Origin of the sequence: Thermaurantiacus tibetensis (genome assembly GCF_015354055.1) — a bacterium.
Taxonomy (GTDB): Bacteria; Pseudomonadota; Alphaproteobacteria; order Sphingomonadales; family Sphingomonadaceae; genus Thermaurantiacus; species Thermaurantiacus tibetensis.
In genome coordinates, this window is the sequence record NZ_JACHTM010000001.1 from 280958 (window position 1) to 298546 (window position 17589).

15 protein-coding genes, 1 tRNA gene and 1 pseudogene are annotated in these 17589 nt (G+C 71.6%); 13 read left to right on the plus strand and 4 right to left on the minus strand.

Translation table 11 applies throughout. The annotated features are described in order from the left end of the window. Nucleotides 1-3: 3 nt before the first annotated feature. Both thpR and H3H34_RS01420 read right to left on the minus strand, forming a co-directional pair. Nucleotides 4-561 (minus strand): RNA 2',3'-cyclic phosphodiesterase, encoded by a 558-nt coding sequence (gene thpR, locus H3H34_RS01415; protein ID WP_194743487.1) that lies wholly within the window; start codon nt 559-561, stop codon nt 4-6. Next, nucleotides 558-1142, minus strand: coding sequence for an arylesterase (locus tag H3H34_RS01420; protein WP_194743488.1), 585 nt, complete (start codon nt 1140-1142; stop codon nt 558-560). The genes thpR and H3H34_RS01420 overlap by 4 nt, the downstream gene beginning before the upstream one ends. A 119-nt stretch (nt 1143-1261) precedes the next feature. Between H3H34_RS01420 and H3H34_RS01425 the strand changes: the two genes are divergently transcribed. From H3H34_RS01425 to H3H34_RS01465, 9 genes are all read left to right on the plus strand, one after another. Then, entirely contained in the window at nt 1262-1990 is a 729-nt protein-coding gene (locus H3H34_RS01425; protein WP_194751835.1) for an ABC transporter ATP-binding protein, read from the plus strand. Further along, nucleotides 1987-4563 carry an ABC transporter permease gene (locus H3H34_RS01430; protein ID WP_194743490.1) on the plus strand — a complete coding sequence of 859 codons (2577 nt, stop codon included), beginning with the start codon at nt 1987-1989 and terminating at the stop codon, nt 4561-4563. Before H3H34_RS01425 ends, H3H34_RS01430 begins: the two co-directional genes overlap by 4 nt. Before the next feature lie 111 nt (nt 4564-4674). Next, nucleotides 4675-5418 carry a Bax inhibitor-1/YccA family protein gene (locus H3H34_RS01435; RefSeq protein ID WP_194743491.1) on the plus strand — a complete coding sequence of 248 codons (744 nt, stop codon included), beginning with the start codon at nt 4675-4677 and terminating at the stop codon, nt 5416-5418. Nucleotides 5419-5524: 106 nt separating this feature from the next. Next, nucleotides 5525-6004, plus strand: a complete 480-nt coding sequence (locus H3H34_RS01440) for a glutathione peroxidase (RefSeq protein ID WP_194743492.1) — start codon at nt 5525-5527, stop codon at nt 6002-6004. 10 nt (nt 6005-6014) lie between these two features. Beyond that, nucleotides 6015-6647, plus strand: a complete 633-nt coding sequence (gene cmk, locus H3H34_RS01445) for a (d)CMP kinase (protein ID WP_194744045.1) — start codon at nt 6015-6017, stop codon at nt 6645-6647. Between the two features lie 162 nt (nt 6648-6809). Beyond that, on the plus strand, nt 6810-8495 hold the full coding sequence (gene rpsA / locus H3H34_RS01450; RefSeq protein ID WP_194743493.1) for a 30S ribosomal protein S1: 1686 nt from the start codon (nt 6810-6812) through the stop codon (nt 8493-8495). A gap of 119 nt (nt 8496-8614) precedes the next feature. Then, nucleotides 8615-8899: an integration host factor subunit beta gene (locus H3H34_RS01455; protein ID WP_194743494.1), complete on the plus strand. Its 285-nt coding sequence runs from the start codon at nt 8615-8617 to the stop codon at nt 8897-8899. Between the two features lie 96 nt (nt 8900-8995). Then, nucleotides 8996-9086, plus strand: a tRNA-Leu gene (locus tag H3H34_RS01460). Nucleotides 9087-9162: 76 nt separating this feature from the next. Further along, entirely contained in the window at nt 9163-9801 is a 639-nt protein-coding gene (locus H3H34_RS01465; RefSeq protein ID WP_194743495.1) for a YjbE family putative metal transport protein, read from the plus strand. Between the two features lie 13 nt (nt 9802-9814). Here H3H34_RS01465 and H3H34_RS01470 read toward each other — a convergent pair whose 3' ends face one another. Further along, a complete protein-coding gene (locus tag H3H34_RS01470) occupies nt 9815-10780 on the minus strand; it encodes a quinone oxidoreductase family protein (protein ID WP_194743496.1) in 966 nt (321 codons plus the stop codon). Nucleotides 10781-10869: 89 nt separating this feature from the next. Here H3H34_RS01470 and H3H34_RS01475 point away from each other — a divergent pair, with 89 nt between their 5' ends. The 3 genes and pseudogenes from H3H34_RS01475 to H3H34_RS14095 form a co-directional block, all read left to right on the plus strand. After that, nucleotides 10870-12486 (plus strand): GMC family oxidoreductase, encoded by a 1617-nt coding sequence (locus H3H34_RS01475; protein WP_194743497.1) that lies wholly within the window; start codon nt 10870-10872, stop codon nt 12484-12486. After that, a complete protein-coding gene (locus H3H34_RS01480) occupies nt 12483-13613 on the plus strand; it encodes an epoxide hydrolase family protein (RefSeq protein WP_194743498.1) in 1131 nt (376 codons plus the stop codon). Before H3H34_RS01475 ends, H3H34_RS01480 begins: the two co-directional genes overlap by 4 nt. Nucleotides 13614-13667: 54 nt before the next feature. Further along, nucleotides 13668-14474 (plus strand): annotated as a pseudogene (locus tag H3H34_RS14095) (DMT family transporter); the annotation flags it as partial. A gap of 11 nt (nt 14475-14485) precedes the next feature. On the opposite strand, the gene H3H34_RS01490 reads toward H3H34_RS14095, so the two are convergent. Further along, nucleotides 14486-15319, minus strand: a complete 834-nt coding sequence (locus tag H3H34_RS01490) for a 2OG-Fe(II) oxygenase (RefSeq protein WP_194743499.1) — start codon at nt 15317-15319, stop codon at nt 14486-14488. Nucleotides 15320-15519: 200 nt separating this feature from the next. On the opposite strand from H3H34_RS01490, the gene H3H34_RS01495 reads away from it, so the two are divergent. Then, nucleotides 15520-17580 carry a S9 family peptidase gene (locus H3H34_RS01495; protein WP_194744047.1) on the plus strand — a complete coding sequence of 687 codons (2061 nt, stop codon included), beginning with the start codon at nt 15520-15522 and terminating at the stop codon, nt 17578-17580. Nucleotides 17581-17589 lie beyond the last annotated feature (9 nt).

Sequence of the window (17589 nt, forward strand, 5' to 3'; positions counted from 1 at the left end):
CTGTCAGGCGGCGGCGCGGGCGCGGAGCGGTACCGCGAGAAGTGGCTCGTAGTGGGCGCCGCTGCGCCCGAGCCGGCTCTCGAACAGGATTGCCTCGTCCATGCGGAAGGGCAGCGCGGGCGGCTGCCGGTCGGCGAGGAAGCGCAGCAGGGCCGCAGCGGGCACGCCGCGGGCCGGAAAGCGGGCAAGCGTGACATGGGCGACGAAGCGGCGGGTGGGCAGCGGCACTCCTGCGGGGAGCAAGGCACTGGACACACGGGCAGCGAGCGCGGCGATCGGCTCCGCCGGCTCGAGCCCGATCCACAGCGCCGAGACCCGGCCGCGCGTCTCGAAGGTGCCGAAGCTGCCGAAGCGCAGCGCAAGGGGCGGGGCCGACAGCCGCGCGAGCGCGGCCGCCACTGCCTCGGCCTGGTGGCGTTCCACCTCGCCGATGAAGGCGAGCGTTGCGTGGAGCTGTGCATCGGTCTGCCAGCGCGCCTCAGGCACGCCGCCCATCAGGGCAAGCAGCGCCGCCCGTGCCTCGGGCGGCGGGCGAAGGGCGACGAACAGCCGGTGGGTCATGCGGCCCGCGGCCGGGTGCGGGCGGCCTCGGCGAGCGCTGCCTGCACGAGCGGCAGGATCCCGCGCACCATGACGGCAACGCCAGCCGCGTTGGGATGCATGCCGTCGGCCAGCAGCAGGCGCGGGTTGGCCGCGACCCCCTCGAGGAAGAAGGGGTAGAGGCGGAGGCCATGCTGCTTCGCAAGCGCCGGGAACACCGCCTCGTATTCGCGCGCATAGGCCTGGCCGAGGTTGGGCGCTGCGCGCATGCCGGCCAGCACCACCACGCTTCCCCCGGCCTTCAGCGTCGTGATGATGGCGTCGAGATTGTCGCGCATCGGCGCGACCGGCTGGCCGCGGAGCATGTCGTTGGCGCCCAGCGCGACGATGCTGACCGCAGGCGGCGCGGGAAGGCCCTTCAGCACCCAGCCGAGCCGGGCCCTGCCGGCGGCCGACGTGTCGCCCGAGACACCGGCGTTGTGGACCCGTGCCGGCGTGCCGGCGCGGGCAAGGGCCGCCTCGAGCTGGGCCGGGAAGCTCTCGGCCGGCCGGAGCTGGTAGCCTGCAGTCAGGCTGTCGCCGAGCGCGAGGACGAGCGGCATCCCCGCCCCTGCCGCCCTGAGCGGCTGCGGCAGCAGGGCGAGTGCTGCGCCTGCCTTCAAAAAGCCCCGCCGGCTGCCATATGGGGCGGAGCGCGCGCCCCGGGAGTTGCTGTCTGCCAATGGGTTCCTCCGAGTCCTCCCGCGATATCGTGATCGACGCGGCGAATGTCACCCTCACGCTCGGGTCGGGCGAAAGCCGGGTCGAGATCCTGCGGGGCATCGATCTCGTCGTCCGGGCCGGGGAGCGGCTCGCCATCCTCGGGCCTTCGGGCAGCGGCAAATCGTCGCTGATGGCGGTTCTTGCCGGGCTCGAGCGGGCGAGCAGCGGGCGCATCCGGGTTGCCGGGTGTGACTTCGGCGGGCTCGACGAGGATGGCCTGGCCGAGGCCCGGCGCGGCCGGATTGGCATCGTGCTCCAGGCCTTCCACCTGATACCGACCATGACGGCGCTCGAGAATGTCGCCGTGCCCCTCGAGCTCGCCGGCCACCCCGACCCGTTCGCGGAGGCAGGGCGCGAGCTGGCCGCCGTGGGCCTTGCCGCGCGCACCGGCCACTATCCCGCCCAGCTTTCGGGCGGCGAGCAGCAGCGCGTGGCGCTTGCGCGTGCCCTCGGGCCCCGGCCGCGGATCCTCTTCGCCGACGAGCCGACCGGCAACCTCGATGCCGCGACCGGCGAGGCGGTCGTCTCGCTCCTGTTCCGCCGGCTCGACGAGACCGGGGCGACCCTCGTGCTCATCACCCACGATGCGGAGCTGGCAGCACGCTGCGACCGCATCATCACCATGCGCGACGGGCGGATCGTGGCGGACAGCGCCGCGCCGGCGCCGGCCGCGGCCGCTCCGGCATGAACCTCGGGCTTTCGCCCGGCTTCGGCGGCGCGGTGGGCATCGAGGCCCCGCGGCCGCGCGTGGCGGCATGGCCGCTCGCCGCGCGCCTGGCGCGGCGCGAGCTGAGGGGAGGGCTTGGCGCCCTCCGGCTTCTCCTCGCCTGCCTGTTCCTCGGCGTGCTGGCGCTCGCCGGCGTGGGCTCGCTCGCCGCGGCCATTTCCGCTGGCCTTGCGCGCGAGGGCCAGACCATCCTCGGCGGCGACCTCGAGGTGCGGCTCACCCAGCGGCTGCCGACGGCTGCCGAGCGCGCGGCGCTCGCTGCAGCCGGCACCCTCTCGGAGGGCCTGCGGATGCGTGCGATGGTGCGCGGCCTCTCGGGCGAGGCGGAAGGCCGGCAGCTCCTCGGCGAGCTCAAGGCGGTCGACGGGCGCTGGCCGCTCTACGGCGAGGCGCGGCTTGCCGACGGCGGCGGCAATGCGGCCGTCCAGGCGGCCCTTGCGAAGGGCGCCGTCGTCGCCGCGGCCTATGCCGAGCAGATGGGCCTCAAGGTGGGCGACCGCATCGGGCTTGGCGAGGCGGTCCTCCCCGTGACCGGGGTGCTCGCAGCCGAGCCCGACCGCGCCGGCGAGGGCTTTGCCTTCGGGCCGACGGTGCTGGTCGCCCTCGATCGCGTCGCGGCGACCAGCCTTGTCCAGCCCGGGAGCCTCTACCGCTTCCACGGCCGGCTGAAGCTTGCCGACGGCGAGGATCCGGCGCGGGTGCGCACGGCGCTCGAGCGCGCCTTTCCCGACGCCGGCTGGCGCATCGCCGACCGGCGCGACGGTGCGCCCGGCATCCGCCGCTTCGTCGAACGGCTGGCGCAGTTCCTCTCGCTCGTGAGCCTCATCGCTCTTGCCGTGGCCGGCATTGGCGTGGCGGATGGTGTGCGGAGCTACCTCGATGCCCGCAGCGGCACCATCGCCAGCCTGAAGGCCCTGGGGGCGTCCTCCGGGCTCGTCCTGCGCACCTACCTGCTTCTGTTGGTGGCGGTGGGCGGCCTCGCGGCGGCCGCGGGTGCCGGTGTCGGCGCGCTGGTGCCCTGGCTCGTGGTGCAGCTCGCGGCAGATGCGATGCCGGTGCCGCCCGCGCTCGGGCTCTACCCCGCTCCGCTCCTCGCCGCCATCGTCTTCGGGCTTCTGGTCGCAGTGGCCTTCGCGGTCCCGCCACTGGCGCGCGCTGGCGCGCTGCCGGCGCAGCGCATGTTCCGGGCGCGCGCCGAGCCCTGGCCCTGGCCCGGGCGCAGGGCGCTTGCCGTCTCCGCCCTCGCTGGCGCGCTGGTGGCGGCGCTCGCCGTCTGGCAGGCGCCCGAGCCGCTGTTCGCGCTCGCGTTCCTGGCCGCCGCGGCGGCCATCTTCGGCCTTCTCTCCGCGGTCGGCTGGCTGGTCCGCCGGCTGGCCGCCCGGGCACCGCGGCCGCGATCCGCCCTGTGGCGCCTGGCCATCGCCAACCTTCACCGCCCCGGGGCGATGACCGGCCAGCTGGTGGTGGCCCTTGGTCTCGGGCTCAGCCTGTTCGCAGCACTCGCCGCCGTCGAGACGAGCTTCGCGGCCGAGCTCAGGAAGACCGTGCCTGCGCGCGCGCCCGGCTTCTTCGTGCTCGACATCCCGAAGGAGGAGGCGGAGCGGTTCCGGCGCCTGCTGCCGGCCGGCAGCGAGGTGCGGATGGTGCCGAGCCTGCGCGGGCCCATCACCGCGCTGAACGGCGTGCCCGTCTCCGCGCTGCCGCCGCCCCCCGAGGGCGCATGGGTGCTGCGCGGGGATCGCGGGCTCACCTTCTCGGCCGAGGTGCCGGAGGGAAACCGCCTCACCGCCGGGCGCTGGTGGCCGGCCGACTACCGCGGGCCGCCGCTCGTCTCGATGGATGCCGAGCAGGCGGGGCTTCTCGGGCTGGCCGTGGGCGACACCATCGGCGTCTCGGTGCTCGGCGTGGAGCTCACCGCGACGATCGCGAGCCTCCGTGCCATCGAGTGGGATTCGCTCGGCTTCAACTTCGTGCTCGTGTTCGACCCGGCGACGCTGGCCGACGCACCCTTCACCTGGATGGCAACCGTCACGCCGCCGCCGGCCGACGAGTCCGCCTTCACCCGCCGTATCGCCGAGGCGCTGCCGACAGCCTCGGTCGTGCGGGTGAAGGACGTGGTTGCGCAGGTGGGGGCGCTTCTGTCGCAGGTCGGGATCGCGGTGCGGTCGGCGGCCAGCGTCGCCATCCTGGCCGGGCTTGCCGTGCTCATCGGGGCGATTGCGGCGCAGGCGCGGGCACGCATCTACGATGGCGTCATCATGAAGACGCTGGGCGCAACGCGCCGTCAGCTCCTCGCTGCGGCCGGCATCGAATATGCCATCCTGGGCGGCATCGTCGCGGTCCTTGCCCTCCTTCTTGGTTCCCTCCTTGCCTGGGCGGTGCTCGAGGGCGTGCTCAGGCTCTCGTTCCAGCCCGACTGGCGGGTGGTCGGCCTGACAGTGGTGGCGGGCGCGCTCGTCACCCTCGTGCTCGGCCTCGTCGGGGCCGCGCGGGCGCTCGGTGCCCCGGTGGCCGCGACGCTGCGCGAGCTCTGAGCGCCGCGACCAAAAATCGGTCCCCGGCCGTCCGCTTTTCCTTGAATCGGCCGATTGCCGCGGCGATATATGGGCCGTGGCCGGCTGGGGCCGGCGTGGTGGAGAGTGGAGATGAACAATCGGGTCGATCACCGGCTCGCTGCCCCGTCGCTCGGGCGGAGCCGGAGCGTTGCGGCGGAGTATGACGCGGGCCTCAGGGCCTACATGCTCTCCGTCTACAACTACATGCTTTCGGGCGTGCTGCTGACGGGCATGGTGGCGCTCGCCATGGCCTACACGGGGGCGGTTGCGGCGCTGTTCAACCCGGCAACCGGCGCGCCGTCGCTCCTCGGCTGGGTGGTGATGCTCTCGCCGCTCGCCTTCGTGTTCCTGCTGGGCTTCCGCATCCAGGGCATGTCGGAAGGCAAGGCGCAGGCCATGTTCTGGGCGTTCGCCACCGTCATGGGCCTATCGCTCTCGACCATCTTCCTGCGCTACACCGGCACCTCGATCGCGACGACCTTCTTCGCGACCGCCGCTGCCTTCGCCGGCCTCAGCCTCTGGGGCTACACGACGAAGCGGGATCTCTCGGGCATGGGGACCTTCCTCATCATGGGGGTGGTCGGCCTCCTGGTTGCCATGCTCCTCAACCTGTTCCTGGGGTCCCCGGCGCTCGCGTTCGTGATCTCGGCCGTCGGCGTGCTCATCTTCGCGGGGCTGACGGCCTACGACACCCAGAAGATCAAGGAGATGTACGACTACGTGGCGGGCACCGAGATGGCGGGCAAGTCGGCCATCATGGGGGCGCTCACCCTCTACCTCGACTTCGTCAACATGTTCAGCTTCCTCCTGAACTTCCTCGGCCAGCGCGAGTAGCGCAAGGGCGCATCGGGTTCGGGCCCGCCGGGGCGATCCGGCGGGCCTTTCCTTTCGGTCCGCCTTGCGGCAAGGCTCCGGCTCGGGGGCGGGAGGAGAGGCAGCCTTGGGCGACATCTACCATCATCGCGCGCGCACCCTTGACGGCCGCGAGGTCAGCCTCGAGGACTACCGCGGCAAGGTCCTCCTCATCGTCAACACGGCGTCGCGCTGCGGGTTCACGCCACAGTTCACCGGGCTCGAGGCGCTCCACCGCCAGTTCGCGGACAAGGGCTTCGCCGTGCTCGGCTTTCCGTGCAACCAGTTCGCCAACCAGGAGCCGCTCGATGAGGCCGGGATCGCCCGCTTCTGCCAGACGAGCTACCCCGTGAGCTTCCCGATGTTCGCCAAGATCGAGGTGAACGGGCCGGGCACGCACCCGCTCTGGGCCCAGCTGAAGGAGGAGGCGCCCGGGCTGCTCGGCTCGCGCGCGGTCAAGTGGAACTTCACCAAGTTCCTGGTCAACCGGCAGGGCCAGCCGGTCGAGCGGTTCGCTCCTACCGTGCGGCCCGAGGACATCGCGCCGAAGATCGCGAAGCTGCTGTAGCCTCGTGGGCCTGGTCATCGCCGTCGATGGCCCGGCAGCTTCGGGCAAGGGGACCATCGCCCGAGCGCTCGCCGAGCGGTTCGGTCTTCCGCATCTCGACACCGGCGCGCTCTACCGGGCGGTGGCGCTCGAGGCGTTGCGACAGGGCCTTGACCTCGCCGACGGCGCAGCGCTCGGCAGGGCGGCCGCCCAGCTCGACTCGGCGCTCCTTGCCGACCCGGAGCTGCGCACGGCGCATGTCGCCGAGGCCGCCTCGCGGGTTTCGGCCCATCCGGAGGTGCGTGACGCCCTTCTTGCCTTCCAGCGCGCCTTCGCTGGCCAGCCTTCAGGCGCCGTGCTCGATGGGCGCGACATCGGCACCGTCATCGCGCCCGAGGCGCCGGTCAAGCTCTTCGTGACGGCCTCGCCAGAGGAGCGCGCGCGGCGGCGCTGGCGCGAACTCGGCTGCCCGGGGGGCGAAGCGGGGCTTGCCGAAGTGGAGGCAGGGATCCGCGCCCGCGACGCGCGCGACCGGGACCGCGCAGCGGCCCCGCTCCGGATGGCCGACGACGCCATCTTGCTCGACACCACCGGGCTTGATAAGGAGGCCGCCGTTCAGCGGGCCGTCGACCTTGTGGTCGGCCGTCTGAACCCGGCACTCTGACGCCGCGCCGGCAGGCAACATGCCTGCCCGCGCCTTTTTTGTGTTGTGGCCGTCGGGTGAGGGCCGGGTTCCGGTCTGCGGGCCGGCCGTGCGGGCAATGGGGCCCGCAGGGCCGAAGAGACCGCCGGACCCAACCGGCCGGCAGGCAAGGAAAGGCAGTTGATGGCAACCATGGCAATGCCCAGCCGCGAGGATTTCGCGGCGCTTCTCGACCAGTCGCTCGGGAACAGCCGGTCGTTCGAGGGCCGGGTGGTGAAGGGCCGGGTGACCGCGATCGAGAACGACCTCGTCGTGATCGACGTGGGGCTGAAGTCCGAAGGGCGGGTGCCGCTGCGCGAGTTCACGGGGCCGGGGGGTGCTGTCGAGGTTGCCGTTGGCGACGAGGTCGACGTCTACGTCGACCGGGTGGAGAATGCGCTGGGCGAGGCCGTCCTCTCGCGCGACCGCGCCCGCCGCGAGGCCGCCTGGGACCGGCTCGAGCGCCAGTTCGCGGCCGGCGAGCGAGTCGAGGGCACCATCTTCGGCCGGGTCAAGGGCGGGTTCACCGTCGACCTCGGCGGCGTCGTCGCCTTCCTTCCCGGAAGCCAGGTGGACATCCGGCCGGTGCGCGACGTCGGGCCCCTCATGGGCATTCCGCAGCCCTTCCAGATCCTCAAGATGGACCGCAAGCGGGGCAACATCGTCGTCTCGCGGCGCGCGATTCTCGAGGAGAGCCGCGCCGAGGCCCGTTCCGGCCTCATCCAGTCTTTGACCGAAGGCCAGATCATCGACGGGGTGGTCAAGAACATCACCGACTACGGCGCCTTCGTCGACCTTGGCGGGATCGACGGCCTGCTCCACGTCACCGACATGAGCTACAAGCGGATCCAGCATCCGAGCGAGGTGATCGCGATCGGCGACACCGTCCGGGTGCAGATCATCCGCATCAACCGCGAGACGCAGCGGATCTCGCTCGGCATGAAGCAGCTCGAGAGCGATCCGTGGGAAGGCGCGGCTGCCAAGTATCCGGTGGGCGCGAAGATGCGCGGCCGGGTGACCAACATCACCGAATACGGCGCCTTCGTCGAGCTCGAGCCCGGAATCGAGGGCCTCGTCCACGTCTCGGAAATGAGCTGGACCAAGAAGAACGTCCACCCGGGCAAGATCGTCTCGACCAGCCAGGAAGTGGACGTGATGGTGCTCGAGGTCGACGCCGAGAAGCGCCGCATCTCGCTCGGCATCAAGCAGGCCACCCGCAACCCGTGGGAGAAGTTCGCCGAGGATCACCCCGTGGGCACGCTGGTCGAGGGCGAGGTCAAGAACGCGACCGAGTTCGGTCTGTTCATCGGCCTCGACGGCGATGTCGACGGCATGGTCCACATGTCGGACATCGCCTGGGGCATGACCGGCGAGGCCGCCCTCTCCCTCTACCGCAAGGGCGACCGGGTGACCGCGCGCGTGCTCGAGGTCGATGTCGACCGCGAGCGCATCTCGCTCGGCATCAAGCAGGCTGCGGAGGGCGGCGCGAAGGAACTGCGCAAGAACGAGATCGTGACCGTGACCGTCCGCGAGGTGAAGGACGGCGGGCTCGAGGTGCAGGTCGGCGAGGATGGCCCGACCGGGTTCATCAAGCGCTCGGACCTCTCGCGCGACCGCGACGAGCAGCGGCCGGAACGCTACCAGGTGGGCCAGAAGCTCGACGCCATGGTGATCGGCTTCGAGCGCGGCCGGCGGCCGACCTTCTCGGTGAAGGCGATGCAGATCGCCGAGGAGAAGCAGCAGGTGGCGCAGTACGGCTCGTCGGACTCCGGGGCATCGCTCGGCGACATCCTCGGCGCCGCGCTCAACCGGGCGCGCGAGAACGGCTGACCGGCGCGGCCGGAACCCGTGTCGGAGGGCGGCCGGCGCTTGACCGTCCGGGTGATGCGGGCCATGGACTGCGGATGCGAAACGCGGCAGGATGGCTGCGACGCGGGGAGGGCTGGCGCGTGATCCGATCCGAGCTCATCCAGAAGATTGCCGACCTCAATCCGCACCTGACCCTCAAGGACGCCGAGCGGGTGGTCGCGACGGTGCTCGATTCCATCGCCGAGACGCTTGCGGCCGGCGGCCGTGTCGAGCTGCGCGGCTTCGGCGCCTTCTCGACCCGGGCGCGGGAGTCGCGGACCGGCCGAAACCCGCGCACCGGCGTTCCGGTGGCGGTGGAGGCAAAGCGCGTGCCGCACTTCAAGCCGGGCAAGGAGCTGCGCGAGCGGCTGAACGCCAAGGGCTGACAGCCACGCCGGGGGGAAGGCGCGGGGGGGCGTCGCGGGCCGGCGGGCGGCAGGGCCAGTCGATGCCGCCAGAGACGTCGCCGGGCGTGGCGGGAGGCGGGCGTGGCGGAACTGGCAGACGCAGCGGACTTAAAATCCGCTTGTCCAGATGAGGACAGTGCGGGTTCGAACCCCGCCGCCCGCACCATCCGACACGCTCCTGACACCTCGCGCGGTCGGTCCCCGCTGGCGCGCGCCCGAGGGCGGCGCTAGCGGAAGGGCGAATGGACCCCGCGTTCCTTGCCGACCCAGCAGCGCTGCGGGCGCTTGCGCTCGTCATCCTGATCGACATCGCGCTTGCCGGCGATAATGCGGTCGTGGTCGGGGCGCTGGCAGCCGGGCTCCCGCCGGAGCAGCGGCGCCGGGTCATCATGCTGGGCGTTGCCGCGGCCCTGGTGCTTCGCATCGGCTTCGCCCTTGTCGTCAACCAGCTGCTCGATGTGATCGGGGTCAGGCTGGCAGGCGGCCTGCTGCTGCTGTGGGTGACGTGGAAGATGTACCGCGAACTCCGGCCCGACACGCGCGTGGTCCTCGAGAGCGGCGTGGTGGTGCATGATGCGCCGCCTGCTCCGAAGAGCTTCTGGGGCGCGGCCTGGGCGGTGGCGCTCGCCGACGTGTCGATGAGCCTCGACAACGTGCTCGCGGTTGCCTCCGCCGCACGCGACCACCCCGAGGTGATGGCCATCGGCATCGCGCTGGCCGTTATCCTGATGGGCGTGGCCGCCAACCTCATCGCGAAGCTCATGGAGCGCCATCGCTGGGTGGGCTGGCTTGGCGTTCTCGTGGTGCTCTATGTCGCCCTCAGGATGGTCTGGGAGGGCGGGCTCGAGGTGGTGCCACTCGTCGAAACGCTCGGCGCCTGAGCCCGCGCGCGCCTCAGGGCAGCAGCAGCGACGAGCCGGTCGTTGCCCGGGACTCAAGGTCCCGGTGGCACTGCGCGGCCTCGGCCAGCGGGTAGCGCCGCCCGGCCGCGACCGCGAGCTTCGGCCACATGGCGAAGACCCGGGCGGTGCCCAGCGCGAAGTCCTCGGGCGTCGCGTAATAGTCGAAGAGGGTGGGCCGCGTGGTGAAGAGCGAACCCTTTGCGGCCAGGATCCCGAAGTCGACCGGCCCGACCTTGCCCGACGCGTTGCCGAAGCTCACCAGAAGCCCCCGCCGGCGCAGGCTGTCGAGCGCGGCGTCGAACGTCGCCTTGCCAACTCCGTCGAACACCACGTCAGCACCGCGCCCGCCGGTCAGCTCCTTCACGCGCGCCGGCATGTCGGCATAGCCGAGGAGATGATGCGCGCCGGCGGCCGCGGCCATTGCCCCCTTCTCCGGGCTGCTGGTGACGGCAATCACCGTTGCGCCGACCTCGGCGAGCCAGCGGCAGAGGAGGAGACCCATGCCGCCCGCTGCCGCCGTCACCACGACGGCGTCTCCCGGCTGGACCTTCGCACAGCGCTCCACCAGAAACTCGGTGGTGCACGCCTTCAGCCAGCCGGCGGCGGCTTCCTCGTCGCCGATGGCGTCCGGCAGCTTCACCAGCCAGCGGGCCTCGAGGGTGCGCGCGTCGCAGTAGGCGCCGGGCGAGGAGCAGAAATAGACGACCCGATCGCCCGGCGCCACATGGGTGACACCCGCGCCCACCGCCTCCACCACGCCCGCCGCCTCCACGCCGGGCACGCACGGCAGGGCCGCCGGGTAAACTCCGCTGCGGTGGTAGGTGTCGATGAAGTTCACGCCGATCGCGCGGTGGCGCACCAGCGCCTCGCCGGGCCCGGGGGGCGGCACCGCGAGCCGGACCTCCTCGAGGACCTCCGGCCCGCCGGTTCTCGCGAACTGGATTGCGCGCGTGTCCATGGCCCCGCTCCGTTTCCTGCCTTCGGCCTTCCTCTGCGAGGCTTGCCTCGCCGAGGCAAGCCGGTAGGACGGCTGCGGGAGGAGTTTACATGGATCCTTGCGACTTCCTGATCGTCGGCGCCGGCTCGGCAGGGTGTGCGCTTGCCGCGCGCCTGTCGGAGGACCCGGGCACGCGCGTGACGCTTATCGAGGCCGGCGGCAGCGACCGCTCGATGCTCATCAACATGCCGGCCGGGATCGCCCAGATCCTGCCGCCCGAGCACAGGTCCGAGTTCAACTGGGGCTACTGGACGGTGCCGCAGCGCCATCTCGACGGGCGCCGCCTGTTCTGGCCGCGCGGCCGCGCGCTCGGCGGCTCGTCGGCGATCAACGGCATGGTCTATATCCGCGGCCACGCCTCAGACTACGACCGCTGGGCGCAGCTCGGCTGCACCGGCTGGGGCTGGGCGGACGTGCTCCCCTTCTTCCGCGCTGCCGAGGACAGCGACCGCGGCGCCTCCGAATGGCATGGCACCGGCGGCCCGCTTGCGGTGACCCGGCGGATGCTGCCGCACCCGCTCAACCACGCCTTCATCGCCGCCGCGATCGAGGCCGGCATTCCGCCGAACGACGACTTCAACGGCCCCCGGCTCGAGGGTGCGGGAAGCTATGATTCGACCATCCGCAACGGTCAGCGCTGCTCGGCGGCGCGCGCCTACCTCACGCCCGCGGTGCGCCGGCGGCCCAACCTTGCCATCCTGACCGGAGCGCTCGCCGAGCGGGTGCTGTTCGATGGCCGGCGCGCGACGGGGGTGCGGGTGCGCCTGCCGGACGGCGCGCGCGACATTCCGGCGCGGCGCGTGATCCTGGCCGGCGGGGCAGTCAACTCGCCGCAGCTCCTCATGCTCTCCGGCGTGGGACCCGCCGCCCATCTCGCGGCACTCGGCATTCCCGTGGTCGCCGACCGGCGCGACGTGGGCGCGAACCTCCAGGACCATCTGGACGTCATCGTCCAGTGGCGGTGCCGCGAGCCCATCACCTTGAACGGCAATGCCAATCCGGTCACGAAGATCGTCTCGGCGCTGAAGTGGATCGTCGCCAAGTCGGGGAATGCCAGCTACATGCCGACCGCGGCGGGCGCCTTCGTCGCGACCCGCGAGGGCCTCGCCGCGCCCGACATCCAGATGCACTTCATGCCGGTGATGGGGAATCCGCATGGTGTTGGCGGGGTGCAGCCGGAGCATGGTTACCAGGTGCACGTATGCCAGCTGCGGCCCGAGAGCCGCGGCACCATCCGCCTTGCCTCGGCCGACCCGGCTGCGCACCCCTTGATCGACCCCAACTATCTCGACGCGCCGGAGGATCTGCGCACGCTTCTCGCAGGCATCGACATCGCCCGGACGATCGGGCGCCAGCCTGCGCTTGCCCGCTACAATGCCGGCGAGGCCTGGCCGGGCGAGGGGGTGGAGGGCGACGCGCTGGTCGCGAAAGTCCGCGCCTGGGCGGAGACCATCTATCACCCGGTCGGCACCTGCCGGATGGGGGCGGACCCCGATGCCGTCTGCACGCCCGCGCTCCACGTCAACGGCGTCGAGGGCCTGATGGTGGTTGACGCGTCGATCATGCCGACGCTGGTCTCCGGCAACACCAACGCGCCCACCATCATGATTGCCGAGAAGACGGCGGCCGCCATCCGGGCCGAGCGGCTGCTGCGGGCGGCGGCATGACGCCGTTTGCGATCCCGGTGAACGAGGCGGAGGCGGCGTGGGTCCGCGCGCGCGTCGAGGCGTGGCGCCCCTTTCCGGAGCCGGAGGGCCATGGGTGGGAGCATGGCGCGAACATGGCCTACATGGCGCGCCTGCGCGACCACTGGCTCCACCGCTTCGACTGGCCCGCGGCCGTCGCCCATCTCAATCGCCTGCCGCAGCTGCGCGTGCCGCTCGAAGGCGCCCCCACGCTTCACTGCGTCCATCTGCGCTCATCGCGGGCCGATGCCATCCCGCTCCTGATTGCCCATGGCTGGCCCGGCAGCATCCTCGAGTTCGACGCGCTCTACGAGCGGCTGGCAGAGCCGGAAGACCCGGCGGCGCCCGCGTTCCATGTGGTGGCCCCCTCGCTTCCCGGCTACGCCTGGTCCGACGCGCCGCCGGCCCCCATCGGTCCGCGCGCGGTTGCCGGCCTCTACGACCGGCTGATGGCGGCGCTGGGCTACGAGCGCTACCTCTACCAGGGCGGGGACTGGGGGTCGGTCATCGGCGGCTGGCTGGGGCTCGATTCGCCCCGCCTCATCGGCCTCCACCTCAACGGCTATGGCCTGCGCGCCGCCGACATGGCGGCCCGGACGGACGAGGAGCGCGAATGGCTGCGCTGGGCGCGGACCATCCGTGCGACCGAGACCGGCTATCTCCAGCTCCAGGCGACGAAGCCGCAGAGCCTCGGCTTTGCCATGATGGACAGCCCCATGGGTGTGGCTGCCTGGCTCGCCGAGAAATACTGCGGCTGGTCGGACAGGCGCGGCACCATCGTCGAGCCGCCGTTCCCGCTCGACACGCTGCTTGCCACCATCATGATCTACCTCACGACACGGAGCTTCGCGACCGCGACCTGGCTCTACCGCGGCATGTTCCTCGAGGGCGGCTTCACGATCCCCGAAGGCCGGCGGATCGAGGTGCCGACCGGGGTTGCCGCCTTCCCGCGCGATCTCCTCGCCTTTCCGCCGCGCACGATGGTCGAGCGCGGCTACCACGTGGTCCACTGGACCGACATGCCGCGCGGCGGCCATTTCGCTGGCCTCGAGGAGCCGGACCTGCTGCTCGCCGACCTGCGCGCCTTCGCCCGCCGTCTCGGAGTCTGAGCCGTCGCCTGCGCGCCTCGCGTCAAGCCGGCGGCGTGGCCGCTTGCGGCCCTCCTCCTCGGCTCGACCCTGCTTGCCTTCGGGCCGCTTCTCGTGCGGCTTGCCGACGTGGCGCCGGTTGCCTCGGCCTTCTGGCGGATGGCGCTTGCCGCCCCGGTGCTCCTTGCCCTGGCCGTTCGGCTCGGGCGAGGCGCGCCCGGCGCGCTGCCCTGGGGGCTAGGGCTGGCGGCGGGCGCCTTCTTCGCCGCCGACCTTGCCGTCTGGCACCTCGGCATCGTGCGGACGACGACGGCCAACGCCACCCTCCTTGCCAACACCACGGCCTTCATGCTCGCAGGCTGGGGCATTCTTGCCGGGCGTGAGCGGGCAGACCCGCGCCGGCTGGGGCCTCTCCTCATGGCCGGTCTCGGCACGGCGCTTCTCCTCGGGCGCTCCGCCGGCCTTTCGCCTGAGAACCTGCTCGGAGACCTTCTCAGCCTTGCCGCCGCCGTCTTCTACACCGGCTACCTGCTCGCCGTGATGCGGATGCGCGACCGGTTCCCGACCGCGACCGTCATCGCGCTCGCGACGCTCGCCTCCGCCCTGTTCCTGCTGCCGGCGGCCCTTGTGGCGGGCGGCCCCTTCTGGCCCCGGGACTGGCGGCCGGTCGTGGCGCTTGCCGTCTCCTCGCAGCTCCTGGGGCAGGGGCTGATGGTGTTTGCCTCGGGCCGGCTTCCGGCCTCGGTGGTCGGACTCGGGCTTCTCGTCCAGCCGGTCGTCTCGGCGCTGGCCGGCATGGCCGCCTTCGGCGAGCGGCTGGGCCCCGTTGAACTCGCTGGCGCTGCCCTCGTGCTGGCGGCGCTCGTCCTCGTCCGCCGCTGATCTGAGGCTCCCTACCAGAGGCTGCCGGTGCGGGCAGAAATGTTGATGTAGAGGAAGTCGCGCGCCACCCCCTGGCTGGTCACGGCGGCCACCCCATGGTAGCTCGTGTTGCAGCAGGGAAAGAAGACGGCCTGGTTTTCCCGCGGCTTGAGGCGAGCGACCACCTCCACCTCCTCCGGGCGCGGGTGACGGGGGGCATCGACGATCGGCACCTCGCGCTTCGCCTTGTAAATGAGCAGCTCTCCACCCTCGAGCCCGGTCGCCTCGGCGTCGCTGAAGTAGACGATGAGCGAGCAGAGGCGGTTGGGCCGGTCGCAGTGGGGCGGCTTGGCGTAGCCGCCGAGCGAGCGGGTGATGTCGAGCCGGGTGAAGAGGTCGACCGGGCCCTTGGACCGCAGGCCCCGGGTCAGCCTTCGTGTCAGCGTGCCGAGCTTCTCGCCCAGCGTCGCGTGCTCGGTGAGCGTTGCGCGCGGCTCGATGTAGCTGCGGTCGTAGCGGGCGGGGTCGATCTCGGCCGCAAGGCCCATCGCCTCGCTGTCGGCGCCGAACAGCTCCAGATATGTCTCGACGAAGGCCGGCGAGTTGATCCAGCCGTCAAACGCTGCCCAGGCCTCCGAGCGGGCGATGAGCGCGTCGTAGGCGGTATCGCCGCGGTAGATGTCGAAGCCGGTGCCCTTGCCCGCGCGGCTGCCGACGCTTCCGGTCTCGCTGGCGGCCGCCTCGAAGTCTCCGCCGTCCGGCCAGTCCGCCTTGAGCGCTTCGTAGAGACCGTCGGGCAGCAGCCTGGACGTGACCAGGTGCGGAAACGGCGACGAACGGACATCCGACCGGCTGATCTGGAGCATGCCCCCCTCCAAACCGACTTCTTCATAGCCGAAACATGTTACCGTTGAAAGAGGCGCGGCGCGGGTGCGACCTTGCCGCCGGGCGCGTGGAGCGGCATGGACGTCCCATGCCTGAAACGCCCGTCACGCGCCGGCGCGACCTTCTCGTTGCGGCCGCCGTCGCTCCGCTTGGCCTTCTTCCGCCCTCGCCGGGATTTGCCATGGACCAGCGCGCCACGCCGACCGCCCCGCTCGCCCGCCGCGTCGATCACGTGACCCGGATGCACGGTCGCAGCGTGCCCGACCCCTATCGCTGGCTGCGCGACCCCGGCTACCCGAAGGTGACGGACCCGGAGATCCTCGCCTATCTCGAGGCCGAGAATGCCTATCGCGAGGCCCGCATGGCCGGCTCCTCCATGCTCGAGGAGGCGCTGTTCGAGGAACTGAAGGGCCGCATCAGGGAGGACGACGAGAGCGTTCCCTACCCGGACGGCGATTTCCTCTACTGGTGGAAGTTCGAGCCCGGCGCCCAGTACCGCGACTGGTACCGGCGGCCGCGGGAAGGCGGCGAGGCCGTGCGCATCCTCTCGGAACCCGCGCTTGCGGACGGCAAGGCCTACTTCCGCCTCGGAGCCTTCGCGGTCTCTCCGGATGGCCGGCTGCTGGCCTGGTCGGCTGATACCAGCGGCGACGAGCGCTTCGAGCTCAGGATCCGCGACCTCGCCTCGGGGCGGGACATCGTGACGGTCGCGCCCGACAGCCTGGGCCAGCCGGTGTGGACCGCCGACTCGAAGGGCCTGGTTTGGACGCAGGCGAGCGCCGAATGGCGGCCCGACCGCGTGCGGCTCTACCGGCTGGGCAGCGCGCCGGGCAATGACCCAGTCCTTCACAGGGAAGAGACGACGCGCTGGGTCTCGGTCGACTCCACCCAGGACCGGCGCTTCCTCCTGATCGTGACGAGCGAGTCGGGCGCGAACGACGTGCGCCTGCTGGATGCTGCCAACCCCGAAGGCCCGGCGCGGCTGGTGCGGCCGTTTCAGCCGGGCCTGCGCTATTCGGTGGACAGCCGGGGCGATACGCTGTTCATCCTCGCCAACGACACGCACCCCAACTTCCGCCTTGCGACCGCGCCTGTCGCCGAGCCCGGCCGCTGGACCACGATGATCGAGGGATCGCAGACGCGGTATCTCCGCGGGCTCGTCGCCTTCACATCCTATGTCGCGCTCGAGGAACGGGAGAACGGGATCGACCAGGTGACCCTCCTCTTCCCGGATGGCGGCGTGCGCCGGGTGGAATTCCCCGAAGCCGTGCGCACCGCCTCGCTCGGGACCAATGCCGAGCCCGACGCCCCGGTGCTCCGCCTCGGCTATTCTTCGATGGTCACGCCGGAGACGGTCTACGACTATGACGTGGCCGCCGACCGGCTGACGGTGCGCAAGGTGCAGGAGATCCCCTCGGGCTACGATCCCTCCCGCTACGCGAGCGAGCGGCTGATGGTGACGGCGCGCGACGGCGTGAAGGTGCCCGTGTCCGTCCTCTACAGGAAGGACTATCGGAAGGATGGCTCCGGGCTGCTCCACGTGTACGGCTACGGCGCCTATGGCATCGGCACGCCGCCGGCCTTCTCTGCCTCGCGCCTCTCGATGGTGGACCGCGGCTTCGCCTACGCCATCATCCATGCCCGCGGCGGCGACGACATGGGCTACACCTGGTACCTGGATGGCAAGCTCGAGCGGAAGGCCAACACGTTCAACGACTTCGTCGATGCCACGCGGGCGCTGCACGCGGCCGGCTTCGGCGCGCCCGAGCGGACCTCGGCGAGCGGAGGCTCGGCGGGCGGCTGGCTGATGGGCGTGGTCGCGACCCAGGCGCCGGAGACCTTCCGTGCCATCGTCGCCCATGTGCCGTTCGTCGACGTGCTCAACACCATGCTCGACCCGACGCTTCCGCTCACCCCGGGCGAGTTCCCCGAGTGGGGCAACCCCATCGAGGACCCGGCCGCCTTCGACCGCCTGCTTGCCCTTTCCCCCTATGACCAGGTGAAGCGGCAGGACTATCCGGCGCTGCTGGTGACGGCCGGGCTCAACGACCCCCGCGTCACCTACTGGGAGCCGGCCAAGTGGGTGGCGCGCCTCCGGGCCGAGAGCGGCAGCCGCAACCCCATATTTCTCAAGACCAACATGGGCGCAGGCCATGGCGGCAAGTCCGGCCGGTTCGAGCGGCTGCGCGAGGTGGCGGAGGAACTCGCCTTCATCTTCATGGTGATGGACGGCAGGCTCTGAGGCGGCCGG